17 protein-coding genes are annotated in these 26,174 nt (G+C 72.9%); 12 read left to right on the top strand and 5 right to left on the bottom strand.

All coding sequences use genetic code 11. The features are described from left to right. The first annotated feature begins 507 nt into the window (after positions 1-507). Positions 508-1,194, top strand: coding sequence for a ribosome hibernation-promoting factor, HPF/YfiA family (gene hpf / locus ACSNOK_RS11335; RefSeq protein ID WP_436780495.1), 687 nt, complete (start codon positions 508-510; stop codon positions 1,192-1,194). Between the two features lie 259 nt (positions 1,195-1,453). After that, entirely contained in the window at positions 1,454-2,206 is a 753-nt protein-coding gene (locus ACSNOK_RS11330; protein ID WP_436780494.1) for a response regulator, read from the top strand. A gap of 31 nt (positions 2,207-2,237) precedes the next feature. On the opposite strand, the gene ACSNOK_RS11325 is transcribed toward ACSNOK_RS11330, so the two are convergent. Both ACSNOK_RS11325 and ACSNOK_RS11320 read right to left on the bottom strand, forming a co-directional pair. Further along, positions 2,238-3,461 (bottom strand): winged helix-turn-helix domain-containing protein, encoded by a 1,224-nt coding sequence (locus ACSNOK_RS11325; RefSeq protein ID WP_436780493.1) that lies wholly within the window; start codon positions 3,459-3,461, stop codon positions 2,238-2,240. Positions 3,462-3,503: 42 nt separating this feature from the next. Beyond that, positions 3,504-4,109 (bottom strand): GNAT family N-acetyltransferase, encoded by a 606-nt coding sequence (locus ACSNOK_RS11320; RefSeq protein ID WP_436780492.1) that lies wholly within the window; start codon positions 4,107-4,109, stop codon positions 3,504-3,506. Between the two features lie 302 nt (positions 4,110-4,411). Here ACSNOK_RS11320 and secA point away from each other — a divergent pair, with 302 nt between their 5' ends. Further along, positions 4,412-7,234, top strand: a complete 2,823-nt coding sequence (secA, locus tag ACSNOK_RS11315) for a preprotein translocase subunit SecA (RefSeq protein ID WP_436780491.1) — start codon at positions 4,412-4,414, stop codon at positions 7,232-7,234. Positions 7,235-7,309: 75 nt separating this feature from the next. Here secA and ACSNOK_RS11310 read toward each other — a convergent pair whose 3' ends face one another. Then, positions 7,310-7,750, bottom strand: a complete 441-nt coding sequence (locus tag ACSNOK_RS11310) for an Rv3235 family protein (protein ID WP_436780490.1) — start codon at positions 7,748-7,750, stop codon at positions 7,310-7,312. A 238-nt stretch (positions 7,751-7,988) separates the two neighbouring features. Between ACSNOK_RS11310 and ACSNOK_RS11305 the strand changes: the two genes are divergently transcribed. The 3 genes from ACSNOK_RS11305 (at position 7,989) to ACSNOK_RS11295 (ending at position 14,665) form a co-directional block, all read left to right on the top strand. After that, positions 7,989-8,492: a DUF6912 family protein gene (locus tag ACSNOK_RS11305; protein WP_436780489.1), complete on the top strand. Its 504-nt coding sequence runs from the start codon at positions 7,989-7,991 to the stop codon at positions 8,490-8,492. Between the two features lie 62 nt (positions 8,493-8,554). After that, positions 8,555-9,217: an HAD family hydrolase gene (locus ACSNOK_RS11300; RefSeq protein WP_436780488.1), complete on the top strand. Its 663-nt coding sequence runs from the start codon at positions 8,555-8,557 to the stop codon at positions 9,215-9,217. Between the two features lie 462 nt (positions 9,218-9,679). Further along, positions 9,680-14,665: an NAD-glutamate dehydrogenase gene (locus ACSNOK_RS11295; RefSeq protein ID WP_436780487.1), complete on the top strand. Its 4,986-nt coding sequence runs from the start codon at positions 9,680-9,682 to the stop codon at positions 14,663-14,665. Between the two features lie 173 nt (positions 14,666-14,838). Here ACSNOK_RS11295 and ACSNOK_RS11290 read toward each other — a convergent pair whose 3' ends face one another. Continuing rightward, on the bottom strand, positions 14,839-15,405 hold the full coding sequence (locus tag ACSNOK_RS11290; protein WP_436780497.1) for a GtrA family protein: 567 nt from the start codon (positions 15,403-15,405) through the stop codon (positions 14,839-14,841). Between the two features lie 187 nt (positions 15,406-15,592). On the opposite strand from ACSNOK_RS11290, the gene ACSNOK_RS11285 reads away from it, so the two are divergent. The 6 genes from ACSNOK_RS11285 (at position 15,593) to ACSNOK_RS11260 (ending at position 24,322) form a co-directional block, all read left to right on the top strand. Then, positions 15,593-16,672 (top strand): sugar phosphate nucleotidyltransferase, encoded by a 1,080-nt coding sequence (locus tag ACSNOK_RS11285; protein ID WP_436780486.1) that lies wholly within the window; start codon positions 15,593-15,595, stop codon positions 16,670-16,672. Positions 16,673-16,760: 88 nt separating this feature from the next. Next, the gene (locus tag ACSNOK_RS11280; protein WP_436780485.1) at positions 16,761-17,570 is read left to right on the top strand and encodes a polyprenol monophosphomannose synthase; all 810 of its coding nucleotides are present in this window, start codon (positions 16,761-16,763) and stop codon (positions 17,568-17,570) included. Then, positions 17,554-19,122 (top strand): hypothetical protein, encoded by a 1,569-nt coding sequence (locus tag ACSNOK_RS11275; protein WP_436780484.1) that lies wholly within the window; start codon positions 17,554-17,556, stop codon positions 19,120-19,122. The genes ACSNOK_RS11280 and ACSNOK_RS11275 overlap by 17 nt, the downstream gene beginning before the upstream one ends. Then, positions 19,119-20,354 (top strand): glycosyltransferase 87 family protein, encoded by a 1,236-nt coding sequence (locus tag ACSNOK_RS11270; RefSeq protein ID WP_436780483.1) that lies wholly within the window; start codon positions 19,119-19,121, stop codon positions 20,352-20,354. The genes ACSNOK_RS11275 and ACSNOK_RS11270 overlap by 4 nt, the downstream gene beginning before the upstream one ends. 3 nt (positions 20,355-20,357) lie before the next feature. After that, the gene (locus ACSNOK_RS11265; RefSeq protein WP_436780482.1) at positions 20,358-23,150 is read left to right on the top strand and encodes a bifunctional glycosyltransferase/CDP-glycerol:glycerophosphate glycerophosphotransferase; all 2,793 of its coding nucleotides are present in this window, start codon (positions 20,358-20,360) and stop codon (positions 23,148-23,150) included. A gap of 26 nt (positions 23,151-23,176) precedes the next feature. Continuing rightward, entirely contained in the window at positions 23,177-24,322 is a 1,146-nt protein-coding gene (locus ACSNOK_RS11260) for a glycosyltransferase (protein WP_436780481.1), read from the top strand. A gap of 68 nt (positions 24,323-24,390) precedes the next feature. On the opposite strand, the gene ACSNOK_RS11255 is transcribed toward ACSNOK_RS11260, so the two are convergent. Beyond that, positions 24,391-26,055, bottom strand: a complete 1,665-nt coding sequence (locus ACSNOK_RS11255; RefSeq protein WP_436780496.1) for a glycosyltransferase family 2 protein — start codon at positions 26,053-26,055, stop codon at positions 24,391-24,393. Positions 26,056-26,174 lie beyond the last annotated feature (119 nt).

Below are 26,174 nucleotides of genomic sequence, written 5' to 3'. Positions count from 1 at the left end.
GGTCGCCGTGCCGCCGCGTGAGCGCCGGGGCCGGGGTGTGGGCGCCGGGGCCGGGGTGTGGGCGGCCGGGGAGGATCCGTGGCCCGGTCGTGGGGGTTGTGTGGACGAGCGCGATCTCGGGGGAGTGAGGGATGCGGGCGGGGGACACACGTCCACCAGGCGGTGAGCACCTCCGGGGCGTCAAGCGGAACTCGCAGGTGAGCCTCGTCGTTCCACATGGAAACGGGTGGAGAACACCTGAATGGAGGTACGGCGGGGTAAGGGGTACCGACGGGCCTCCCCGCGAGATATGTTCGGTTGTGAGGAATGGCGAAAGCTATGACTCATATCTCCGAATGGCGCGTTTTGCGTGCTCTCGAAGAAGCTGGAACCGGGTGGGACGCAGGTCTTGCCGTCGGGAGGAGGAGGTGGAACCGCCGTGTCGGTGGCTCCGGTCAGCTCCGGGGCCTGATGCAAGAGGGATGCGCTCCGCATCGACGGCGGAGCGATCCGGGAACGGAGTTCTGCGTGGACATCGTCGTCAAGGGCCGCAAGACAGAGGTGCCCGAGCGCTTTCGCAAGCACGTGGCCGAGAAGCTGAAGGTCGACAAGATCCAGAAGCTCGATGGCAAGGTGATCAGCCTCGACGTGGAGGTGTCCAAGGAGCCCAACCCCAGGCAGGCGGACCGTTCGGACCGCGTCGAGATCACCCTGCGCGGCCGCGGACCGGTGATCCGGGCGGAGGCCGCCGCGACGGATCCCTACGCCGCGCTGGACCTGGCCACGGCCAAGCTGGAAGCGCGGCTGCGCAAGCAGCACGACAAGCGTCTCGACCGCCGGGGCAACGGACGCATCCCGGCGAGCGGGGTGGGGGTCGCCGTCGACGGCGCCGCCCGCCTCGACGACAGCGGCCGGCTGGCCACGGAGACCGCGGACGAGGTGCCGGTGACCCGTGTGGGGCCGCTGGAGATCCGGGGCGAGGGCCCCGTCGTGGTCCGCGAGAAGACCCACACCGCCGCTCCGATGACGCTCGACCAGGCGCTCTACGAAATGGAGTTGGTCGGCCACGACTTCTACCTGTTCGTCGACTCCGACACCAAGATGCCCAGTGTCGTCTACCGGCGGCACGCCTACGACTACGGCGTCATCCACCTCAACGCCGACCCCTTCGCCGAGGTGGAGCCCGGCGGTGCCGGCGGAGCGCTCGGCGGCTGACGCCGGGCCGCGACGCGACGCCGGCCGCGCGTGATCGCGACACGCCACGCCGACGCCGGGCCGCGAACCCGCCGAGGCGGCGCCCCGGAGCCCGGGAGGGCTTCCGGGGCTCCGTCGTGCGTCCCGCGCGCCGCCGCGGGCGGCAGCGCGGCCCGGCCCGGCATGGAATCATGGGCGGGCGGCAACGGCTGGCCCGGTGAGACGGGTTGGGGCCGCACCGTGCAACCGTGAGGGGCCATGGCCTTCAGGGGGAGGAACAATGGCGGACAGGTTCGGATCCGTGACCGGGCCCGGCGAGGACGACGTCGAGGGCGCCCGCACGGACCCCGTCACGGGCGCGGCCCCGCGGAGCGAGCCGATCCGGGTCCTGGTCGTCGACGACCACGCGTTGTTCCGCCGGGGGCTTGAGATCGTGCTGGCGCACGAGGAGGACATCCTCGTGGTGGGCGAGGCCGGTGACGGTGCAGAGGCCGTGGACAAGGCCGCCGACCTGCTGCCGGACATCGTGCTGATGGATGTGCGGATGCCGCGGCGCGGGGGTATCGAGGCCTGCACCTCCATCAAGGAGGTGGCCCCCAGTGCGAAGATCATCATGCTGACGATCAGCGACGAGGAGGCCGACCTCTACGACGCGATCAAGGCTGGGGCCACCGGCTACCTGCTCAAGGAGATCTCCACCGACGAGGTGGCCACGGCGATCCGGGCGGTCGCGGACGGGCAGTCGCAGATCAGTCCCTCCATGGCGTCCAAGCTCCTCACCGAGTTCAAGTCCATGATCCAGCGCACCGACGAGCGCCGCCTGGTGCCCGCGCCCCGGCTGACCGACCGTGAGCTGGAAGTGCTCAAGCTGGTCGCCACCGGGATGAACAACCGTGACATCGCCAAGGAGTTGTTCATCAGCGAGAACACGGTGAAGAACCATGTGCGGAACATCCTGGAGAAGTTGCAGTTGCACTCCAGGATGGAGGCGGTGGTGTACGCGATGCGGGAGAAGATTCTGGAGATCCGCTGAGGGCCGGCCCCCGCGCGCGCCGGGCGTCCCGTCACTCCTTCAGCGCGGTCCGCAGCGCCTCCCCCAGCCGTAGGTCGTCGCAGCGCTCCACCCGTACGTCGGTGCAGCCCACCCACTCGGCCGCCTCGCGCAGCGCCCGGGCCATCGGCGCCACCGCCCCCGCTCCGGCGAGCGAGACCTGCCGGGCCACCAGGGTCCGTCCCTCCCGGGCCGGATCCACCCGGCCCACCAGCCGGCCGCCCGCGAGCAGAGGCATCGCGAAGTAGCCGTGTACGCGCTTGTCCTTGGGGACGTAGGCCTCCAGACGGTGGACGAAGCCGAAGATCCGTTCCGTGCGGGGCCGGTCCCAGATCAGTGAGTCGAAGGGCGACAGCAGCGTCGTACGGTGCCGCTGCCCCTTGGCCGCCGACTCCGCGGCGAGGGCCGCCGGGTCGGCCCAGGCGGGGGCGGCCCAGCCGGCCACCTCCACCGGGACCAGGCCCGAGCCCTCCAGCGCCGCGTCCACCTGCTCGGTCTTGAGGCGGTGGTAGTCCGCCAGGTCCGCCCGGGTGGCCACGCCCATGGCCGCCCCGGCCTGGGCGACCAGGCGCCGTATGCACGCCGCGTCGTCCAGGTCGTCGTGGAAGAGGGCGTCCGGCACCGCGCGCTCCGCCAGGTCGTACACCCGTTTCCAGCCGCGCCGTTCGGTGCAGACCACCTCCCCGGTGTCGAGCAGCCACTCGACGGCGATCTTCGTCTCGGACCAGTCCCACCAGGGGCCGCCGTTCTTGGCGCCGCCCAACTCCGTCGCGGTGAGCGGACCGTCGGCCAGCAGCCGGTCGCGCACGGCGGCGCAGGAGCGCTCCGCGTCCGCCATGACGTGCCAGCGGTGGCCGCGCCGCCGGCGCGCCCGGCGCCGGAAGGCGAAGAGGGGCCACTCCTCGATGGGCAGCACGCACGCGGCGTGCGACCAGTACTCGAAGCCGCGCGGCGGCTCGGCGGGGCCGTCGGCCGGGCGCGGCGTCCAGTAGGCGGACTCCACCGCGTCCCGGCCCACGGCGCCCAGCCGGGCGTAGGGGACCAGCTCGTGCGAACGGGCCAGCACCGAGATGGTGTCCAACTGCACGGCGCCGAGCCGCCGCAGCACTCCCCGCACCCCCGCCCGCCGGTCGGGGGCGCCGAGCAGGCCCTGGGCGCGCAGCGCGATGCGGCGGGCCTCGTCGGCGGAGAGGCTGTGGTCGGCCCTACGGCCCTGCGAAGTGGCGGCAGTTGTCATGCGGGTCACCCTAGAGTGCGGCACTGACAACGCCCCCTGTGGTCAGGCTCCGGCCGCCCGGTCCCGCCCGGAGTACGGCAGATAGGGCGTCGCGGAGGGCAGACCCAGGTCCGAGGGGAGCAGCGTGCCCGTCCAGGCGTCGCGGCGCGTCCCGTTGTGCGGGATCAGGGCGCGGACCGTGCCGTCCATCCGGAACCCGACCTTCGTCGCGACCGCCCGGGAGCCCTCGTTCCCGGCCTCCGCGATCCACTCCAGCCGTTCGGCGCCGAGGTCCTGAAACGCCCACCGGACGATCTCGCGGGCCGCCTCCACGGTGTAGCCGCGGCCCCGCTGCTCCTTGGCGGTCCAGTAGCCGATCTCGGCCTGCCGTTCGGGGGCGGCCAGTTTGAGCTGTATCAGGGACATCGAGCCGACGAGCCGGTCCTCGTCCCGGGTGAAGACCCCGAAGGTGTAGGCGGTGTCGTCGCGCCAGTCCGCCGGGCAGCGTTCCTCGATGAAGAGCCGGGCGTCCTCGCGCGTGTACGGGGAGGGGACGAGGGTGTAGCGGGGGATGGAGGGGTCCTGGCAGGCGGCGTGCACGGCCGGGACGTCGTCGGGCGTGAAGGGTCTCAGGAGCAGGCGTTCGGTGGTGAGAGAGATCGGTTCCATGATCCGAGAGTCTGGCGGGCGGCTGCCACCGGGCGCGAGAGCCGGAAGCGGTCTTCGCACGCCAGAACCGGATGACAATGTTCCGCATCTCGATTACCCCCGTCGGGCACCTCGCGGGCACCCCGTGCGTTCACCGTGCGGGTGATCCCCGGCCTCCGCGATGACGGACCTCCCGGCGCGGTGGGGTCCTCGCTTACGATGGCCGTTGCGGCGGGGACTGTCCCGTCGTGCCCGCGCACCCTCTCCCCGCCGGTGGCGGGAGACAGTCAGTGCCAGGCCCGACCGGCAAGGAGTCAGCCTACGTGTCCGTCTTCGGCAAGATCATGCGTGCAGGAGAAGGCAAGATCCTGCGCAAGCTGCACCGCATCGCGGACCAGGTCAATTCCATCGAAGAGGACTTCCTCACCCTCTCCGACGCCGAGCTGCGCGCCCTGACCGAGGAGTACAAGCAGCGGTACGCCGACGGCGAGAGCCTCGACGACCTGCTTCCCGAGGCGTTCGCGACCGTCCGCGAGGCCGCCAAGCGTGTGCTCGGCCAGCGCCACTACGACGTCCAGCTCATGGGCGGCGCCGCGCTGCACCTCGGATACGTGGCGGAGATGAAGACCGGTGAGGGCAAGACCCTCGTCGGCACCCTGCCCGCCTACCTGAACGCGCTCTCCGGCGACGGCGTGCACCTGATCACGGTCAACGACTACCTCGCCGAGCGCGACTCCGAAATGATGGGCCGGGTCCACAAGTTCCTGGGCCTCTCGGTCGGCTGCATCCTCGCCAACATGACGCCGGCCCAGCGCCGCGAGATGTACAACTGCGACATCACGTACGGCACGAACAACGAGTTCGGCTTCGACTACCTGCGCGACAACATGGCGTGGTCGCAGGACGAGCTCGTGCAGCGCGGGCACAACTTCGCGATCGTCGACGAGGTCGACTCGATCCTCGTCGACGAGGCCCGTACCCCGCTGATCATCTCGGGCCCGGCCGACCAGGCCACCAAGTGGTACGGCGACTTCGCCAAGCTGGTCACCCGGCTCAAGCGCGGCGAGCCGGCCAACCCGCAGAAGGGCATCGAGGAGACCGGCGACTACGAGGTCGACGAGAAGAAGCGCACGGTCGGCATCCACGAGGCCGGTGTCACCAAGGTCGAGGACTGGCTGGGCATCGACAACCTCTACGAATCGGTCAACACGCCGCTCGTCGGGTATCTCAACAACGCCATCAAGGCGAAGGAACTGTTCAAGAAGGACAAGGACTACGTCGTCATGGACGGCGAAGTCATGATCGTCGACGAGCACACCGGCCGTATCCTCGCCGGCCGCCGCTACAACGAGGGCATGCACCAGGCGATCGAGGCGAAGGAAGGGGTGGACATCAAGGACGAGAACCAGACGCTCGCCACGATCACCCTGCAGAACTTCTTCCGCCTCTACAACAAGCTCTCCGGCATGACCGGTACGGCCATGACCGAGGCCGCCGAGTTCCACCAGATCTACAAGCTCGGCGTGGTGCCGATCCCGACGAACCGTCCGATGCAGCGCAAGGACCAGTCGGATCTGATCTACCGCACCGAGGTCGCCAAGTTCGACGCCGTCGTCGAGGACATCGCCGAGAAGCACGCCAAGGGCCAGCCGATCCTCGTCGGCACCACCTCCGTGGAGAAGTCCGAGTACCTCTCCCAGCAGCTCGCCAAGCGCGGCATCCCGCACGAGGTCCTCAACGCCAAGCACCACGAGCGCGAGGCGCAGATCGTCGCGCAGGCTGGCCGCAAGGGCGCCGTCACCGTCGCCACCAACATGGCCGGCCGCGGTACCGACATCAAGCTCGGCGGCAACCCCGACGACCTCGCCGAGGCGGAGCTGCGCCAGCGCGGCCTGGACCCGGTCGAGCACGTCGAGGAGTGGGCCGCCGCCCTGCCCGCCGCGCTGGAGAAGGCCGAGGCCGCGGTCAAGGCGGAGTTCGAGGAGGTCAAGGCGCTCGGCGGGCTCTACGTCCTGGGCACCGAGCGGCACGAGTCGCGCCGTATCGACAACCAGCTGCGCGGCCGTTCAGGCCGTCAGGGCGACCCCGGCGAGTCCCGCTTCTACCTCTCCCTCGGCGACGACCTGATGCGTCTGTTCAAGGCCCAGATGGTCGAGCGCGTGATGGCCATGGCCAACGTCCCCGACGACGTGCCGATCGAGAACAAGATGGTCACCCGGGCCATCGCCTCCGCCCAGTCGCAGGTCGAGCAGCAGAACTTCGAGACCCGCAAGAACGTCCTGAAGTACGACGAGGTGCTCAACCGCCAGCGCGAGGTCATCTACGGCGAGCGCCGGCGCGTCCTGGAGGGCGAGGACCTGCGCGAGCAGATCCTGCACTTCATGGACGACACCATCGACGACTACATCCGCCAGGAGACCGTCGAGGGCTTCGCGGAGGAGTGGGACCTCGAGCGGCTGTGGAACGCGTTCAAGCAGCTCTACCCGATCAAGGTCACCATCGAGGAGCTGGAGGAGGCGGCCGGCGACCGCGCGGGCATCACCGCCGAGTTCATCGCCGAGTCCGTCAAGGACGACATTCACGAGCAGTACGCGGCCCGCGAGGAGCAGCTCGGCTCCGACATCATGCGCGAGCTGGAGCGCCGCGTCGTGCTGTCGGTCCTCGACCGCAAGTGGCGTGAGCACCTCTACGAGATGGACTACCTCCAGGAGGGCATCGGCCTGCGCGCGATGGCCCAGAAGGACCCGCTGGTCGAGTACCAGCGCGAGGGCTTCGACATGTTCCAGGCCATGATGGAGGGCATCAAGGAGGAGTCGGTCGGCTACCTCTTCAACCTGGAGGTCCAGGTAGACCAGCAGCTGGAGGAGGTCCCGGTCCAGGCCGGCGAGTCCCCCTCGCTGGAGAAGGCCCCCGCCGACGCGGTGCCGGCCGCCCGTCCGGAGATCCGGGCCAAGGGCCTCGACGCCCCGCAGCGCCCCGACCGGCTGCACTTCTCCGCCCCGACGGTGGACGGCGAGGGCGGTGTCGTCGAGGGCGACTTCACCAACGACGAGGGGCCGGTCCGCTCCGAGGCGGACGGGATGACCCGGGCCGAGCGCCGCAAGGCGCAGCGGAACGGCGGCGGTGGCCGCCGCCGCAAGAAGTGAGCTGAGGGACCGGAGAGGCGGGACGGCAGATGCGTCCCGCCCCTCCGGCGTGTCCGTACGGCGTGAGGCGCGCGCTCAGACGTGGGCGCCGCCCAGGTCGACGGCGGAGCACCGCCAGCGGCGGTCCGTGCCCTGCTCCAGCCGGAAGGCCAGCGCCCGCACCCGGTCCCCGGAGCCGATCCGCGCGAACGCCTCGATCACCCCGGGGCGCGGCTGGAACTGGTCGCAGCGGTGGACGACCGGAGTGCCGCCGTCGGGGAGCCGCGGGCGCAGGGGTGCCTGCGGTGCCAGCTCGACGAGCAGGTCGTAGGCGGCGGGCAGGGTGTACCCGAGCATCCGGTACACCGGGCGCTGCCCGCTCAGGGTGAGCAGCAGCTGTTCGGCGAACCAGTAGCGCGGGAGGTCCGCGCGGAGCCGGCGGACGGCCGGGCCGGCGCCGGGGCGCCGGATGCCCGTCCGCCGTGGTGGTGCGGTGCGCCGGCCGGTGTCCCGGCCGGGTCCTGTGGTCCTCTTCAACGCTGGTCGCCCCCTTCGGTCGGGGATCTTCTACCGGCGCGTGGAAGGGCCCGGCAAGGACCTCCGGCCACCGGGGGCGATTCACCTATCCGGGCGACGGTCCGGCGGTTTCCGCTGGTCGCGGCGGTGTGCCGGGTGCGGCCCGGCCTCCGCCCGGCGGGCTCCCGGCCCTTCGAAAGGGGACGCGCCCCCGTATGCTGGCAGCACCCATCCACAGGTACTCCGGAAAGCGGCGGACATGCGCGTCTACGTCCCTCTGACCCTCCCCGGTCTCGCCGAGGCGCACCGGGCGGGCGAGCTCGGCCCGGCCCCCTTCCACGCCTACGCCGTCACCCCCGCGCTGCGTGAGTGGTACGTCTCCGACGATGTGGAGGAGCTGGAGTACGCGGCGCTCGGGCGCGCCGCGCAGGCCTCGCTCCGGCGCATCGCCACCGACCCGGAGGCCCCGCGCCGCCGGGTGGTCGTCGCGGTCGACGTGCCGGATCGCGAGGCGGTCGTGGACCCGGACCGGGGGCTGGACGAGTCGGCCATCGGCGAGGTGCGGCTGACGCGGCCGGTGCCGCTGGCGAAGGCCGCCGCCGTGCACGTGGACGCGGACGACGCCGAGGCGGACGTCGCGGCCGCCGCGGCGGCGCTGGGCGCGGCCGACCAGGGCGACGACGACGCCCGGTTTACGGTGGACGGCGCGGAGGACCACGACCTGATGTGGTTCGGGGTGCAGGAGATCCCGAACCTGATTTGAGGGGCCCACGAGGCGCGAGGGCGGCCCGGGGCGTTGTCAGTGGGGGCCGGTACGGTCGTTCCATGACACAGCACGGCGCTCACATCGTCTGGGACTGGAACGGCACGCTGCTGCACGACGTCGACGCGGTGATGGCCGCGACGAACGCCTCGTTCGCCGAGGTGGGGCTGGCCCCGATCACCCTGGAGCGGTACCGGGACCTGTACTGCGTGCCCGTCCCGCGGTTCTACGAGCGGCTGATGGGCCGGCTGCCCACCGACGCCGAGTGGCAGGTGATGGACGCCGCGTTCCAGCGGCACTACGCGAAGTACGCCGTGGATGCCGAGCTGGCGGAGGGCGCCCGGCAGCTGCTCGCGGACCGGCAGGCGGCGGGCCGCACACAGTCGCTCTGTTCCCTGGCGTCGCACGCCGAGCTGATACCCCTGGTGCGGACGTACGGCATCGAGCGGCACTTCGTCCGGGTCGACGGCCGGACCGGCCGCAGCGACCGGGGCAAGGCCGAGCAGATGGCCCGGCACGTGGCGGCGCTGGAGGGCACGGTGCCCGAGCGGGTGGTCGTCGTGGGGGACGCGGTGGACGACGCGCTCGCCGCGGCGCACGTGGGCGCGAAGGCGGTGCTGTACACCGGGGGCTCGCACAGCAGGGCGAGTCTGTCCGTCGCCGGGGTGCCGGTGGTCGACAGCCTGGCGGAGGCGGTCGAGCTCGCGGAGCGTCTGGTGGGGTGAGGGCCGGCGGGCGGACGCCGCCCGGCACCGGCCGTGCGGTACGACGAATGCCGAGGTGAACGGGGGGAAAGCGGTGAGGGGAGCGCCGGGAAGGGGCGCGGGGACGTGGTCGTGGACGGGTCGCTGTCCAGACCGTCAAAGACAGGGGCCGTCTTTTGTACACAATCGGCTCATGACGCGGTCCCCCGGAAGAGCGATAGCCTTACCGGGTGATCAGCGCGATATCCCGCGGGGGCGACGACGCCTCTGTGCGCCGCCCGGAGCGTCACGGCGCCCGGGCCACCGCTGGTCCCCGGAACCGGGCCCGTCCGACGCTTCTGACGTTTCTGACAGAGTTGTCCGAGAACGGCCCGGTCACCCCTCATCCCGGCATACCGTCGAAGTCGACCGGAGAACCGGCGTCGCGGCGTGATGCCTTCACCACCTATGTCACGCAACGGCGCGCGACAGGAGCCAGAGGACATGCAGACCAAGCTGGACGAAGCCAAGGCCGAGCTGCTCGCGCGGGCGGCCCGCGTCGCCGAGAACACGCCGGCCGGGGGACAGCACCCGACCGGGCCGAACGGTGAGGGCGGGCTCGACCAGGACACCCTGACCGCGTACCTCCAGCGCTACTACCTGCACACGGCGCCGGAGGACCTGACGGGCCGCGACCCCGTCGACGTCTTCGGCGCCGCGCTGTCGCACTACCGGCTCGCCGAGAACCGGCCGCAGGGCACCGCGAACGTGCGGGTGCACACGCCGACGGTCGAGGAGAACGGCTGGACGTGCAGCCACTCGGTGGTCGAGGTGGTCACCGACGACATGCCGTTCCTGGTCGACTCGGTCACCAACGAGCTCTCCCGGCAGAACCGCGGCATCCACGTCGTCATCCACCCGCAGATGGTCGTCCGCCGGGACCTGACGGGCCGCCTGCTGGAGGTCCTCGGCTCCAGCTGCGACGCCCACGGCACCGGCAAGGACGCCGAGCTGCCGCACGACGCGCTCGTCGAGTCCTGGATCCACGTCGAGATCGACCGCGAGACCGACCGCGACGACCTCAAGCAGATCGGCACCGACCTGCTGCGCGTCCTCTCCGACGTCCGCGAGGCCGTCGAGGACTGGGAGAAGATGCGGGACGCCGCGCTGCGGCTGGCCGACGGCATGCAGGACGAGCCGGCCCCCGCCGACCTCCCGGTCACCGAGGTCGACGAGGCCCGTGAGCTGCTGCGCTGGCTCTCCGCCGACCACTTCACCTTCCTCGGCTACCGCGAGTACGAGCTGACCAAGGTGCCCGCCGACGGCGGTGAGGAGGACGCGCTGACCGCCGTCCCCGGCACCGGCCTCGGCATCCTCCGCTCCGACCCCGCGCACACGGTCGACGGGCACCACGAGGGCACGCACGCGCCGCTGTCCCGTCCCGCCTCGCAGTCGTTCGGCCGGCTGCCCGCGGACGCCCGGGCCAAGGCCCGCGAGCACAAGCTGCTGGTGCTGACCAAGGCCAACAGCCGCGCCACCGTGCACCGCCCCTCGTACCTCGACTACGTGGGCGTCAAGAAGTTCGACGCCGAGGGCAACGTCGTCGGCGAGCGCCGCTTCCTGGGCCTGTTCTCCTCGGCCGCCTACACCGAGTCGGTGCGCCGGGTCCCGGTGATCCGCCGCAAGGTGGCCCAGGTGCTGGCCGACGCCGGGTTCTCGCCCGACAGCCACGACGGGCGCGACCTGCTCCAGATCCTGGAGACCTACCCGCGCGACGAGCTGTTCCAGACCCCGGCCGACCAGCTGCGCTCCATCGCCACCAGCGTGCTCTACCTCCAGGAGCGCCGCCGGCTGCGGCTGTTCCTGCGCCGCGACGAGTACGGGCGCTACTACTCGGCCCTGGTCTACCTGCCGCGCGACCGCTACACCACCGGCGTCCGGCTGCGGCTCATCGAGATCCTCAAGGAGGAGCTCAACGGCACCAGCGTCGACTTCACGGCCTGGAACACCGAGTCGGTCCTGTCCCGGCTGCACTTCGTCGTCCGCGTCGAGCCCGGCTCCACGCTGCCGGAGCTGAGCGACGCCGACGAGGAGCGCATCGAGGCCCGCCTGGTGGAGGCCGCCCGCTCCTGGGCCGACGGCTTCGCCGAGACCCTCACCGCCGAGGTCGGCGAGGAGCGCGCCGCGGAGCTGCTGCGCCGCTACGCCCAGGCCTTCTCCGAGGGCTACAAGGCCGACCACAGCCCGCGCGGTGCCGTCGCCGACCTCCAGCACCTGGAGAAGGTCATCGCGGGCGACCGCGACTTCGCGTTCAGCCTCTACGAGCCGGTCGGCGCGGCCCCCAACGAGCGCCGTTTCAAGATCTACCGCACCGGCGACCCGGTCTCGCTCTCCGCCGTGCTGCCGGTCCTCAGCCGGCTCGGCGTCGAGGTCGTGGACGAGCGCCCGTACGAGCTGCGCTGCGCCGACCGGACGGCCGCGTGGATCTACGACTTCGGGCTGCGGATGCCCGAGCACGTCGAGGGCGACGACGCCCGCGGCCGCTTCCAGGAGGCGTTCGCCGCCGTCTGGACGGGCAAGGCGGAGAACGACAACTTCAACAAGCTCGTGCTGCGCGCCGGTCTCGACTGGCGGCAGGCGATGGTGCTGCGCGCCTACGCCAAGTACCTCCGCCAGGCCGGTACGACGTTCAGCCAGTCGTACATGGAGGACACCCTCAGCAACAACGTCCACACCACGCGCCTGCTGATCAATCTGTTCGAGGCCCGTATGTCCCCGGCGCTCCAGCGCGCGGGACGCGAGCTGATCGACGGGCTGCTGGAGGAGCTGGACGGCGCGCTCGACCAGGTCGCGAGCCTGGACGAGGACCGCATCCTGCGGGCGTTCCTCACGGTCATCAAGGCCACCCTGCGGACGAACCACTTCCAGCGGGACGGGCAGGGCCGGCCGCACGACTACCTGTCGATCAAGCTGGACCCGCAGGCCATCCCGGACCTGCCGGCGCCTCGCCCGGCCTTCGAGATCTGGGTCTACTCGCCGCGCGTCGAGGGCGTGCACCTGCGGTTCGGCAAGGTCGCCCGCGGTGGTCTGCGCTGGTCCGACCGGCGTGAGGACTTCCGTACCGAGGTGCTGGGCCTGGTCAAGGCGCAGATGGTGAAGAACACCGTCATCGTGCCGGTGGGCGCCAAGGGCGGCTTCGTCGGCAAGCGGCTGCCGGATCCGTCGGTGGACCGCGACGCGTGGCTGGCCGAGGGCATCGCCTCGTACAAGACGTTCATCTCCGGCCTCCTCGACATCACCGACAACATGGTCGGCGGCGAGGTCGTGCCGCCGAAGGACGTCGTGCGGCACGACGAGGACGACACCTACCTGGTGGTCGCGGCCGACAAGGGCACCGCGACGTTCTCCGACATCGCCAACGAGGTCGCGCAGTCGTACGGCTTCTGGCTGGGCGACGCCTTTGCCTCCGGCGGTTCCGCGGGCTACGACCACAAGGGCATGGGCATCACCGCCCGCGGCGCCTGGGAGTCGGTCAAACGCCACTTCCGCGAGCTGGGGCACAACACCCAGACCGAGGACTTCACGGTCGTCGGCGTCGGTGACATGTCCGGTGACGTGTTCGGCAACGGCATGCTGCTGTCGGAGCACATCCGCCTGGTGGCCGCCTTCGACCACCGGCACATCTTCCTGGACCCGACGCCGGACGCCGCCACCTCGTACGCCGAGCGCCGCCGCCTGTTCGAGCTGCCGCGCTCGTCGTGGGCCGACTACGACACCTCGCTGCTGTCCAAGGGCGGCGGCGTCCACCCGCGGACGGCCAAGTCGATCCCGATCAACGCGCAGGTCCGCGAGGCCCTCGGCATCGAGCCGGGCATCACCAAGATGACCCCGGCCGAGCTGATGAAGGCCATCCTGCGGGCCCCGGTCGACCTGCTGTGGAACGGCGGCATCGGCACCTACGTCAAGGCGTCCACCGAGTCCCACGCGGACGTCGGGGACAAGGCGAACGACGCGATCCGCGTCGACGGCGGCGACCTGCGGGTCAAGGTCGTCGGCGAGGGCGGCAACCTGGGCCTGACCCAGCTCGGCCGGATCGAGTTCGCGCTCGCGGGCGGCCGGGTCAACACCGACGCCATCGACAACAGCGCCGGCGTGGACACCTCGGACCACGAGGTGAACATCAAGATCCTGCTCAACGCCCTGGTCACCGACGGCGACATGACCGTCAAGCAGCGCAACAAGCTGCTGGCGGAGATGACCGACGAGGTCGGCGAGCTGGTCCTGCGCAACAACTACGCGCAGAACGTCGCCCTGGCCAACGCCGTGGCCCAGGCGCCCAGCCTGCTCCACGCCCACCAGCGGATCATGCGCCGCCTCAGCCGGGACGGGCACCTGGACCGCGCGCTGGAGTTCCTGCCCACCGACCGGCAGATCCGCGAGCGGCTCTCCGCCGGGCGCGGCCTGTCCCAGCCGGAGCTGGCGGTCCTGCTCGCCTACATCAAGATCACGACGGCCGAGGAGCTGCTGGCCACCGGCCTGCCCGACGACCCGTACCTCCAGCGCCTGCTCTACGCCTACTTCCCGGGCGCCCTGCGCCAGGCCTTCGGCGAGCAGATCGACAGCCACGCGCTGCGGCGCGAGATCGTGACGACCGTCCTCGTCAACGACACGGTCAACACCGGCGGTTCGACCTTCCTGCACCGCCTGCGGGAGGAGACCGGCGCCTCGCTGGAGGAGATCGTCCGGGCGCAGACCGCGGCCCGCGAGATCTTCGGCCTGGGCGGGGTGTGGGACGCCGTCGAGGCGCTGGACAACAAGGTCGCGGCGGACGTCCAGACCCGGGTGCGGCTGCACTCGCGGCGGCTGGTCGAGCGCGGCACCCGCTGGCTGCTCAACAACCGCCCGCAGCCGCTCCAGCTGGCCGAGACCATCGACTACTTCCGCGACGGGGTGGCGACGGTCTGGGGCGAGCTGCCCAAGCTGCTGCGCGGCGCCGACCTCGACTGGTGGCAGTCGATCCACGACGAGCTGACGGAGGCCGGGATCCCCGGCGAGCTGGCCGTCCGCGTCGCGGGCTTCTCCTCCGTCTTCCCGGCGCTGGACATCGTCGCCATCGCGGAGCGCACGGGCAAGGAGCCGCTGTTCGTGGCGGAGGTCTACTACGACCTCGGCGACCGGCTGCACATCACCCAGCTGATGGACAAGATCATCGAGCTGCCGCGCGCCGACCGCTGGCAGTCGATGGCCCGCGCCTCCATCCGCGAGGACCTGTACGCGTGCCACGCCGCGCTCACCGCCGACATCCTCGCGGTGGGCAACGGCTCCTCCACGCCGGAGCAGCGCTTCACGGCCTGGGAGGAGCGGAACGCGCCGATCCTGACCCGTGCGCGGACCACGCTGGACGAGATCCGCGGCTCGGACTCGTTCGACCTGGCCAACCTGTCGGTGGCCATGCGGACGATGCGCACGCTGCTGCGGACGCACAGCTGATCCGGCATCCCGCCGCGCGGCGCGGCTGATCCGGCACCGCCGAGGGGCGGCCCCGGGGTCCCATGACCCCGGGGCCGCCCCTTTTCGGCCTTCTTCACCCCCGCGTTCCCGGTCATTCCGCCGGCGTTGGCGGCCCGGCCGTGCGGCCCTGCTGTCCTGAGGGCCGGTGGTTCCTACGGTGGAGGTGCGGTGGTCTCCGGGCGGTACGCGGCCGGGTCGGGCCCGGGGGGCGCGGCGTGATCGGGAATGTCGTGATCGGTCGCGACGTGATCGGTCGCGACGGGATCGGACGCGGCGTGAGCGGGATGGGCATGCGGCCGGCCGTGCCGCGGCCCGTGGCGGGGCAGCGTCCGGAAGACCCAGGCCCGGTACGCCCAGAAGCGGAACAGGGTGGCGGTCCCGATGCCGAGGAACTTGAACAGGTTGCTCTGGAACGGCGAGCCCCAGCCAAAGCCGTAGGTGGCGACGTAGAGGACGCCGTTCTCGATGACCAGGCCGAGGGCGCTGAAGACCGCGAAGAGCAGCACTTCCCGGCTGCGGTGGCTCTTGTCGCGGTCGCGGTAGGTGAAGTACCGCAGGCCGAGGTAGTTGAAGGTGATCGCGACGACGGTGGCGACCACACTGCACCGGACGACGGGGAGCCTGGTGATCCCCCGGCACAGGTTGAAGACGCCGAAGTTGACGAAGATCCCCAGCACGCCGACGGTGCCGAACTTCGCGAACTCGTGTCCGAGCGCCAGCAGCCGCGCCGAACCGGGCAGGCGTCTTCGTCTTGCCGTCGTCCCCGCCGTCGTCTGTCGCAAGGGCATCTCCCGATACGGTCGCCACGCATAGCGGACATTGCACGCAGACAGCCGATTGTAGTGTAATTTCCGGCGAAACCTGACGCAGTGCGACGATGTGACGACGATGCGCGAGGACAGTGGTATGACAGAGGCGGTACTGCTCGTCGGTGGCAAGGGCACTCGGCTCCAGCCGCTCACGCTGAACACACCCAAGCCGATGGTCCCGGCCGCCGGAGTCCCGTTCCTCGCCCACCAGCTCGCCCGCGCCCGGGCGGCCGGGGTCGAACACGTCGTGCTGGCCACGTCGTACCTGGCCGAGGTATTCGAGCCGTACTTCGGCGACGGTTCCGCCTACGGCCTCAGACTGACCTACGTCACCGAGGACGAGCCGCTCGGCACGGGAGGGGCGATCCGGGGCGCCGCAGAGGCGCTCACCGCGCGGCCGGGGGAGCCGGTCCTGGTCTTCAACGGCGACATCCTCACCGGCCTCGACGTCCCCGCCCTGCTCAGGCGCCACGAACGGACCCAGGCCGACGTCACCCTGCACCTCACCCGGGTGGCCGACCCCCGGGCGTACGGCCTGGTGCCCACCGGCCCCGACGGCCGCGTCCTGGCCTTCACCGAGAAGCCCCGACACCCCGAGGAGATCGTCACCGACCAGATCAACGCCGGCTGCTACGTCTTCCGGCGGGAGGTCATCGACGCCATCCCCGCGGGCCGCCCGGTCTCCGTCGAGCGTGAGACCTTCCCCGGGCTGCTCGACGACGGGGCGCTGCTGCACGGCGTCGTCGACGCGGCGTACTGGCTGGACCTCGGCCGGCCGGCCTCGTTCATCCAGGCCTCGGCCGACCTGGTGCGCGGCATCGTCCGGTCCCCGGCGGTGCCGGGCGAACCGGGCGAGCACCTGGTGCTGCCCGGAGCGCACGTCGAGCCGGGCGCGCGGCTCGCCGGGGGGACGGTCGTCGGCGCGGGGGCGTGGGTCGGGGCCGGCGCCGAGATCACCGGGTCCGTGGTGCTGGACGGGGCCCGGGTCGAGGCCGGCGCGCGGGTCCGGGCGTCCATGATCGGTACCGCCGCGCGGGTGGGACCGCGCACGGTGCTGGACGGCGCCGTCATCGGAGACCACGCCGAGGTCGGCGCGGACAACGAACTGCGCGAAGGGGCCCGCGTCTGGTGCGGCACCGCCATCCCCGACGCGGCCATCCGCTTCGGCGCCGCGTGACCGGAGCCCTGCCGTCCGCACCCTGCCGCCCGGCCCGGGAACCCGCCGTCCGTACCCTGCCACCACTTCCTACCGACGAGGACAGCCCATGAGCGTTCCGCACACACCCGCCGTCCTGACCCCGCTCCCCGCGGAGTGGGCCCGCACGGTGACCACCGTGGTGATGCCGACCTACAACGAGGCGGAGAACCTGCCGATGATGGCGGAGGCGCTGATGGCGCTGCCGCTGGAGGGGCTGCGGCTGCTGGTCGTGGACGACGACAGCCCGGACGGCACCGGGAGGGTCGCCGACCAGCTGGCCGAGAAGTACCACGAGCCCGGCCGGCCCCGCGTCTCCGTGCTGCACCGCACCGTCAAGGAGGGGCTCGGCCGGGCGTACGCGGCCGGCATGGCGCGGGCCGTCGAGGACGGCGCGGCGTACGTCCTGCAGATGGACGCCGACGGCAGCCACCCGGCCGGCAAGATCGCCGAGATGCTGGGCGTCGCCCTGTCGACCGGCGCGGACGTCGTCGTCGGCAGCCGGTACGTGCCCGGCGGCACGCTCTCCGCCGCCTGGGGGGCCCATCGCAGACTCCTCTCCCGCTGGGCCAACGCCTACGCCGGCACCATCCTCGGCACCCGGCTGCGCGACATCACCGGCGGCTTCAACCTCTGGAGCGCGGCGGCGCTGCGCTCCCTCGACCTCGACACCGTGGACAGCGCGGGCTACAGCTTCCAGGTCGAGACCAAGTACCGGGCGCTGCGGGCCGGTTTCACGGTGGTGGAGGTGCCGATCCACTTTGAGGACCGGACGGTGGGGGAGTCCAAGATGAGCCTGGCGGTCCAGCTCGAATCCGTGGCGATGCCCTGGCGGCTGCGGGCCAAGGAGCTGCGGACGAGCGGTGGGCGGGACCACTGAACCGCGCGCCGTGACCACCCGGACGGAGGCCCCGCCGGCCGCCGGCGCCGCGGCGGACCTCCCGTACCGCGCCCTGCTGCTCGCCGCGCTGCTCCCGGCCGCCCTGCTGCTGGCCACCGCCGTGCGGCTGCCGTGGGCCGGTGACCTGGGGATGCACGCGGCGGTGGTCGAACGGCTGCGCGCGGACCTGCCGCATCCGGGACACCCGCTGGTGGACGCGGACGTGCCCAGCCCCTACTACTCGCCCTGGATGGTCCTGCTGGCGCTGCTCGCTGCGGCGAGCGGGGCGTCCGCGCCGGCCGTGCTGCACCTGGCCGCGCTCGTCGGGCTTGTCGCGCTCGGGACCGGGGTGCGGGCGTTCGTCCGGACGCTGACCGGCCGGCGCGCGGCCGTGCCGCTGGCGCTGCTGTGCGTCCTCTTCCTGTACGGCACACGGCTGTTCGCCTGGAGCGGGATGCCGGGCCTCACTTCGCTGGCCCTGACCGTCGCGTATCCGAGCACATTGGCGCTGGGGCTCGCGCTGCATCTGTGGGCCCTGGTGCGCCGGGCGGTCGCGGGGCGGTGGGGGATGGTCCGCTTCCTGTGGCTGGGGCTGCTGTTCGCGTTGGTGCTGCTGGTGCATCAATTCACGGGAGCCGTCGCGGCGTTGGGGGTGGTGTCGGTGCTCTTGGGAGCGCGTCCCCTGTCGTCGCGCGCTGTGTGGATCCGGGTGGGCGCCGCCGTGGCGCTCGCCGGCGCGGTACTCGCCGGATGGCCGTACTACCCCTTCACCGCGCTGTTCGGCGCCGACGGTCTGGAGGCGATCCACCGGCCGCTGCACCAGCACCTGGTGCCGAAGTTCTGGCTGGTGACGCTGGGGATCGTGGCGCTGGGAGCGCGGTGGTGGCGGGACCGCCGCGACCCGCTGGTCCTGCTGTTCGCCCTGGGCGCGGCGGTTTTCGCGGCGGGCGGGCTGAGCGGCCACTGGTCCTGGGGGCGGATCCTGCCCGCCGTGCTGCTCCCCGCCCAGCTCGCCCTCGCGGTCGAGGCGGTCGAGGCGGTCGAGAGGGCGGGACGGGCAGGGCGCGGCCGGGCCGCGGGCCGGGTGTTCGCCGGCGCGACGGCCGTCGCCCTGGTGACGGGCGCGTGGACGCAGGCCGGTGCCGTGGCCTACGTCCTGCCGGACCGCGCCGCCCGGTTCGTCCGGGCCCATGTCCCGTCGATCGCCCCTTGGCCGTCGTTCGCCTGGGCGGGCGAACGGGTGCCGGCCGGGGAGACGGTCATGACCGACGACTACTACGCGCTGCGGATGCTGCCCGCCTACGGGCCGTACACCGTCGCCCCCGCCTACCCGGACGTGTTCCTTCCCGACGAACGGGAGCGCAGGGCGGTGACACGGCGCTATTACGCGCCCTCCGCCACCCGCGCGCAACGGTTGGGCGCTCTCCGGGAGTACGGAGCGCGATGGGTGCTGCAGAAGGACGGCGGGCCCGGCCTGCCGCCTGACGACCCGGCCCTGCGGCGTGCCGCCCGGGGCCCCGGAGGACTGATGTTGCTGGAGGTCGAACGATGAGTGCGCCGGAGGACGGGCCTCCGTCCCGGGACGGCTTCGCGCGCTGGATCGCCGGCCGGGCCTCGTGGCCCGTGCTGTCGGCGGCGCTGCTCGTCTATGTGCTGAGTGCCGGGCGGATGCTGGGCGTCCGCCGGGCGGGCATGGACAACGCGGTCGTCGTCCGGGCCGCCCGCGCCTTGCTGGAAGGCGGCTCGCCGTACGCGGACAAACGGTTCCTCTATCTGCCGGGAGCGGTATTCGCGGCACTGCCGCAGGCACCGTTCGACGACGTCACGCTGTCGCGTGCCGTTCCGTTCGCCACCGCCGCGCTGGTGCTCGCCGGCGTGGTGCTCGCCCTGCGGATCTTCGACGTGCGCGTGGACAGCCGGCTCGCCGCCGCCCTGACCGCCGGCCTCGGCCTCTTCCTCCCCTTCCAGAGCATCGTCCACCTGGGCAACTGGACGGCGGCCTCGGCCGTGGCCTTCCCGGCCGCACTGCTCTTGGCCCTGCGCGGGCGCTGGACCGCCGCCGGCGTCACCGTCGGGCTGGCCGTCGCCCTCAAGCCGATGCTCGTCCCGCTGCTGCTGCTTTTCGTGCTCGCCCGGCGCCGGCGGGCGCTGGCGTGGGCGGTGGGTCTGCCCGTGACGATCTCCCTCGCGGCGGCGCTCGCCATGCCCCGCCCCGGGCTGTTCCTCACCAAGACGCTGCCGTTCCTGCTGCACGGCCAGGACGACTACGCCGCGCCTTTCGACGCCTCGTGGACCGCCGTCCTGCCCCGCCTGGGCGTCCCGCACCACCTCGCGTTCGTCCTCGCCGCCTGCGCCGCCGTGACGGTGCTCGCCGTGGCACGGCTGCGCTGGCTGCGCGGGGGCGACGAGGCGCTGCGGCTCGTCGAGTGCGGATCGCTGCTGATGCTCGCCGCGTTCCTGGTGTCCCGGCCGTCCTTCCTGCACTACGCCCTGGTCATCGTGCCCGCGCTGGTCGCGTCGGTGGTGGTGCGGGGGGCCGCCGCGCGCTCGGTGTGGTTCTGGATGGCCCTGTTGCCGCAGCTCGCCGGGGTGTCCTGGCCCGAGCTGGGGAGCGCGCGGCGGCACGCCTTCAAGGACGTCGTGATGTTCACCGGGATGGCGGCGGTCCTCGCCCTCGCCGCCTGGCGGAGCCGCCCGCGGACCGCCCGGGCGGTGACTGTCAGTGGTGTCACCTACTCTCTGAGTAGTGATCCGGCTCTCCGGGATCCGTCCGAGATGAGGTGACTTGTGTCCGCCGCGCCCCCGCGTCCCGTCCCCGACGTCAGCGTCGTCGTCATCGTCCACAACGACGAGGGCCGGCTGCCGCGCGCCGTGCGGTCCGTCCTCGGCCAGTCCCTGCGCAACCTCGAAGTGATCATCGTGGACGACTGCTCCACCGACGGCACCCCCGAGGAGGTACGCCGGCTGGCCGCCGCCGACCCGCGGGTGCGCGGCCTCCGGCTGCCGGTCAACAGCGGGGGGTGCGGCGCTCCGCGGAACGCGGGCGTCGACGCCGCCCGCGCGCCGTACCTGATGTTCCTCGACAGCGACGACGAACTTCCGTACCACGCCTGCAAATCCCTGCTCCTGACCGCCGAGCGGACCGGCGTCGACCTGGTGGTCGGCGAGGTCACCCGGCTCTACGAGGCCACGGGCGCCACCGGCCTCTGGTATCCGCGGCTGTTCACCGAACCCCGCGTCGTGGAGGGCATCGGGGCGGCCCCCGAGTTCTTCCTCGACCACCTCTCCACCAACAAGCTCTACCGCGCCGACTTCCTCGCCCGGCACGGGCTGCGCTTCCCCGAGGACATCCACTTCGAGGACCAGTACTTCAGCGCCCGCGCCTACACGCTCGCCGAACGCTTCGCCGTCGTCCCCTGGTCCGTCTACACCTGGCGGCTGGCCGCCGACCCGGCCACCCTCTCCATCTCGTCCAGCCGCCACCGCATCCGGAACGTCGTGGACCGCCTCACCGCCGCGCGGCGGACCGACGCCTTCCTGAAGGAGGCGGGCCGCGCGGAGCTCAAACCGGCCAAGGACGAGGCGTTCCTCCGCCACGCCCTGCGGCTCTACCTCGGCGACCTGCCGTTCCGGGACCGGCAATGGACCGAGCGGTTCGCCGAAGTCGTCACGCCCTGCCTGGCGGAGATCGACCTGCGGGCGGTCGAGGCGCTGCCCCGGGAGCAGCGGATCTGCCAGTACCTGCTGTCCGCCGGGCGGCTCGCCGAGGCCGCCGAGTGCGCCCGCACCCTCGACCGGCCGAGGATCGCCCCGCGCCGCGTCGTCCGGCACGCCGGCCGCACCTACTGGGGCGGCACCGCGCCCGCGGACGCCCGGGAGGCGGCCGCCCTCGACATCACCGACTGGCACCTGGACGCCCAGCCCTTCACCACCGGCCCGCTGCGGCACGAGGTCACCCGCGTCGAACCGCACGGCACCCGGCTGCGGATCACCCTGCGCACCTACGACCCGGGCGGGCTCCTCGCCGGGCCCGCCGACGTCACCGCCGAACTCCGCGTCGCCGCCCGGGCGGCCCCGCTCGTCGTCCCCTTCGGCTACGGGCCCGCGCCGGACGATCCCGGTGTGCGCACCGCGGAGCTGGTCCTCGACCTCGCCCGGGTGCCGCTGGGCCCCAAGGGCTTCTCCGGCCGGCGCCATCCGGTGGTGACGCTCGGCCGGCTGGGGCTGCGCCGCACCGACCCCGTCCTCGCTCCCGCCGGGCGCCCCGGCCTGCGGGCCCGCGTCGGTGGGCACGACGTGCGGGTGGGCTGCGAGGACGGAGGGCTGGGGCGGCTGGAGATCCGGTGGGAGCGCACGGGGGCGCGCGCCCGCGCCGAGTCCCTCGCCCCGCGCGTGGAGCCGGTCCGCGCCCGCTGCGCGCGGCTGGTCCGCCGGGCCACAGGACCGGGCGCCAAGGCCCTGGTCTCCCATGAGCTCCACCGGCTCCCCGTCGACGGGCGGCTCGTCGTCTTCGAGGCCCTGGAGGGCCGCGGCTACGCCGACAGCCCCCGCTACATCCACGAGGAGCTGCTCCGCCGCGACCTCCCGCTGTACGCCGTCTGGTCGTACACCGGCAGCCGGGCCGGCTACCCGAAGGGGGTGCCGCTGGTCCGGCGCGGCAGCTGGGAGTACGTACGGACGGTCGCCCGCGCCCGCTACTGGATCGACTCGCACGGCTTCCCCTCCCACATCCCCAAGCACCCGGGCACCCGCTACCTCCAGACCTGGCACGGACAGGCGCTCAAGCACATGGGCTACGACGCCCCCGAGCTGCGCCTCGCCGGACCGGCCCGGCGGGCGCGGCACCAGGCGATGGTCGACCGCTGGGACGCCCTCATCGCCCCCAGCGAGGAGTTCGAACGGACCTTCGTCCGCGGCAACGCGTACGGCGGCGAGCTGCTGCGCACCGGCCTCCCGCGCAACGACGTCCTCGTCCGGTGGAACGAGCCCGCCCAGCGCGAGCGCGCCGCCGCCGCCCGCGAGCGGCTGGAGATCCCCGACGGGAAGAAGGTGCTGCTCTACGCGCCGACGTTCCGCGACGGCGCCCGGGCCAGCGGCGCGTCGATCCGGGTGGACCTGGAGGAGCTGGTGCGCCGGGTCGGCGACGAGTGGACGGTGGTGGTCCGCCCGCACTACTACGAGCGGTTCGCGGTCGCCCGGGAGGTGGGCCACGCGGTGCGCGACGGACGGGAGTTCGCCGACCTCAACGACCTGCTGCTGGCCTCGGACGCGCTGCTCACCGACTACTCGTCCGTCATGTTCGACTACGTCAACCTGGGCCGGCCGGTGCTGCTCTACGCCGACGACTACCCGGCCTACCGGTCCGCCCTGCGCGGCACCTACTACGAGCTGGCGGACATCGCGCCGGGCCCGCTGCTCACCGATACGGCCGAACTCGCCGCCGCCTTGCGGGACCTGTGGGCGGTCCGGGAGGAGTGGGCGGGGGCGTACGAGCGGTTCCGGGCGCGGTTCAACCCGTACGAGACCGGCCGGGCCGCCAAGGCCGTGGTCGACCTCTTCTTCACCGGGGGCGCGCGGTGAACGGGGTGTCGGGGAGCCGGGGTCCCGTGGCCTCCCGGCGCAACGTCTTCCTGGTCGGCGTGGACGTGGACTCGATGGGCGGTTCCCAGCGGGTGCTGCACACCCTCGCCCAGGGCTTCGCGGACCGCGGGCACCGCGTGGAGCTGGTCGGCATCCGGCCCAGCCCCGAGCCGCACCTGTACCACGCGCGCCCGGCGTACCGGCGGGCCACGCTCTACCGCTCGCCGGCGGCGCCCGCCCGGAACGCCGTCACCGCGGCCGAGCGGCTGCGGCCGTCCCGGCTGCGGGCCCTGCGTGCCGCGCGGCGGGACGGGGAGCGGGCCCGGGAGCGGCTCGCCCGCCGGTTCGCGGCGGTGCGGCACGGCTACGTCATCGTCGGGTCGCCGTGGGCGGTGGACTGGCTGCGGGCGGTGGACCGAGGCCACCTGAAGGTCATCGGCCAGTACCACGAGTCCTTCGCCCAGGCCGCGGCGTCCGCCAACCTCCGGCTGATCCTGCGGCACTATCCGGCGCTGGAGAAGGCGGTGTTCCTCAGCGAGCCGGATGCCGAGGAGTTCCGCCGCCGCCGGCTGCCCAACGCGGCGGTGGTGCCCAATCCGCTGCCCTTCACCCCCGGCCCGCCGGCGCCGCTGGACACCCGGCGCGTCGGGGCGGTCGGCCGGCTGGAGCCGGTCAAGCGGCTGGACCGGCTCGTCGAGGCGTTCGCCGCGGCCGGCGCCGGGCGGCCCGACTGGGAGCTGCACTTCTTCGGCGACGGGCCGGAGGAGCCGGCCCTGCGCGAGCAGGCCGCGCGGCTCGGGGTCGCGGACCGGGTCCGCTTCCGGGGCACCGTCCGGGACATGGCCGCCGCCTACCGCGAGCTGTCCGTGCTGGCGCTCACCAGCGAGTGCGAGGGCCGGCCCATGGCCCTGGCGGAGGCGTCCGCCTGCGGGGTGCCGTGCGTCGGCTTCGATCTCTCCGGCGGAGTACGGGAGCTGGTGGACCACGGGCGGACCGGGGTGCTGGTGCCGCGCGGGGACGGGGACGCCTTCGCGGCCGCGCTGGGAGAGCTGATGCGGGACGCGGCGCTGCGGGAGCGGTACGGGCGGGCGGCGCGGGAGCACGTGGCGCCGCTGGAGCTGGGGCGGGTGCTGGACCGGTGGGAGGAGCTGTTCGAGGAGGTGGACCGGTGAGGGCGGGGTGCCGGAGTCGTTTCCGGTGGGGGCCGGGCGCGTGGCTCGGCCGGGTCGTCGCGGGCCGCTTACGGCGCGGTCCGGCGGCGGCGCAGCCGGCGCGCCACGAGGAGCAGCGCGCAGCGCGGCCCGGCGGCGATCCGCAGGGCGAGGGAGCCGTTCGCCGCCGCGTAGGGGCGTACCAGCAGCAGCCCGTGGCGGGCGCTCGGCAGGGCGCGGCGGCCGAGGGTGCCGCCCGCGGCCCGGACGGCGGTGCGGAGGACGCCGCCGTGCGCGCAGTGCAGCCGGACGCGCAGGTCCCAGGTGCGTGGCCGGTGGCCGTGGCCCGGTGCGGCCGGCGGGGTCAGCCCGACGAGCAGCCGGGCGGTCCAGCCGGTGCCGTCCGCGGAGAGGGGAGCGCTGGCTTCGAGGGCCGTGCCGCCGCCGCGCGGCAGGAGTTCGACGTCCACGCTGTGCGGGCGGGCGGTGGCGAGCCGTCCGTAGAGTTCGTGGACGCGGAGCCGGAGCTCGACCCGGGGCGGGCCGGGGAGCAGGCGGAGCGCGGCGTCGACGGTCACCGGGAGCCTGCGGGCCGGGGCGGCGCCGGGGCCGACGAGGCCGTCGAGGGTCACCGCGGGCAGGTCGTCCGCCCAGACGGGGCGGGTTCCGGCCAGGGCGTAGGGCGGCAGCAGCCGGGCGGGCCGGGCGGCGAGCTGGGCGAGGCGGTCCAGGTCGCGGGGGTCCGGGGCGGCCAGCACGACCCGGGCGATCCAGCGGGCGGGGGCGCGGGCCGCGGCCAGCTCCGCTTCGGCGTAACCGGTCAGGCACTCGCGCGTGGCGCGCCACCAGGCGTGCCGGTAGCCGTCGCTGCGGGCGGGCAGCTCCCGTACGTACATGCGCAGGTCGTGGTCGAGGAACTTCACCCGGGCGGCGTGCGCCAGCGGATCACGGCCGGCCGCGCGGTAGATCTCCACTCCGCGCCGGTGGGCGCGCAGCCGGGCGTGCCAGTTGCCGATCCGGTCCCGGTCCAGGGAGATCGACGGCCGGCGGGCGTCGCGCCGTACGTGCCAGACGTAGACGGTGTCGGGGACGGTGACGATGCGGGGGGCGGCGGCGAGGAGGCGGGCGCTGAAGACGAAGTCCTCGTAGGGATAGGGCCCTTCGGGGAAGGTGACGCCGTGTTCGGTGAGGAAGCGGCGGTCGTAGAGCTTGTTGACGCAGAGGGTGTCGTGGAGGAGCGCGGGATGCCGTTCGGGGGAGTGGTGCAGGGCGGCGGTGCGGTAGAGGCCGGGCTGCCAGCGGGTGTCGAGGCGCTGGGGGAGTTCACGGCGTACGCACAGGCCCGCGGCGACGGGCGCCTCGTGGCGCAGCGCGGCGGCCAGGAGCGTCGCGGCGGCGCCGGCGGGAAGGACGTCGTCGCTGTCGAGGAACATCACGTACGGCGTGCTCGCGGCCCGGACGCCGTCGTTGCGCGGGGTGCCGCAGCCCCCGCTGTTGACGGCGCGGTGGATGACCCGGAGCCGGGGGTGACGGGCGGCCAGCCGGTCGAGGACCGCGCCGGTGCCGTCCGTGGAGGCGTCGTCGACGGCGATGACCTCGGCGACGACGGGGCCCTGCGCGAGGGCGGACCGCACGGCGGTGGCGATGTGGGCGGCGTCGTCGTAGCCGATGACGACGACGCTGACGAGGCCGGTGGGCAGGGTGCCGGGAACGTGTGGAGCGTGTGGCAGGGCAGGGGTTCCGCTCTCGTTCACTGTCACGAAAGACATTTTTATCGGTTAAGAGGGATGAATCCGGTGATTCTGGGCTCTGGTGTGCCGGGAGCGGGAGCCCCGGCCGGGGCCTGTGCGGGGTTCACGGGCGGGGACGGAAG

It is taken from the genome of Streptomyces sp. URMC 126 (assembly GCF_051386555.1).
Taxonomy (GTDB): Bacteria; Actinomycetota; Actinomycetes; order Streptomycetales; family Streptomycetaceae; genus Streptomyces.
Note: the sequence above shows the minus strand (reverse complement) of the source record. Positions and strands in the feature narration are given on the sequence as shown.

Excerpts from the sequence above, each read along its gene's own strand:
- ACSNOK_RS11330 (WP_436780494.1), top strand. The coding sequence starts at position 1,454 with ATGGCGGACAGGTTCGGATCCGTGACCGGGCCCGGCGAGGACGACGTC.
- ACSNOK_RS11325 (WP_436780493.1), bottom strand. The coding sequence starts at position 3,461 with ATGACAACTGCCGCCACTTCGCAGGGCCGTAGGGCCGACCACAGCCTC.
- ACSNOK_RS11320 (WP_436780492.1), bottom strand. The coding sequence starts at position 4,109 with ATGGAACCGATCTCTCTCACCACCGAACGCCTGCTCCTGAGACCCTTC.
- ACSNOK_RS11305 (WP_436780489.1), top strand. The coding sequence starts at position 7,989 with ATGCGCGTCTACGTCCCTCTGACCCTCCCCGGTCTCGCCGAGGCGCAC.
- ACSNOK_RS11300 (WP_436780488.1), top strand. The coding sequence starts at position 8,555 with ATGACACAGCACGGCGCTCACATCGTCTGGGACTGGAACGGCACGCTG.
- ACSNOK_RS11295 (WP_436780487.1), top strand. The coding sequence starts at position 9,680 with ATGCAGACCAAGCTGGACGAAGCCAAGGCCGAGCTGCTCGCGCGGGCG.
- ACSNOK_RS11285 (WP_436780486.1), top strand. The coding sequence starts at position 15,593 with ATGACAGAGGCGGTACTGCTCGTCGGTGGCAAGGGCACTCGGCTCCAG.
- ACSNOK_RS11280 (WP_436780485.1), top strand. The coding sequence starts at position 16,761 with ATGAGCGTTCCGCACACACCCGCCGTCCTGACCCCGCTCCCCGCGGAG.
- ACSNOK_RS11270 (WP_436780483.1), top strand. The coding sequence starts at position 19,119 with ATGAGTGCGCCGGAGGACGGGCCTCCGTCCCGGGACGGCTTCGCGCGC.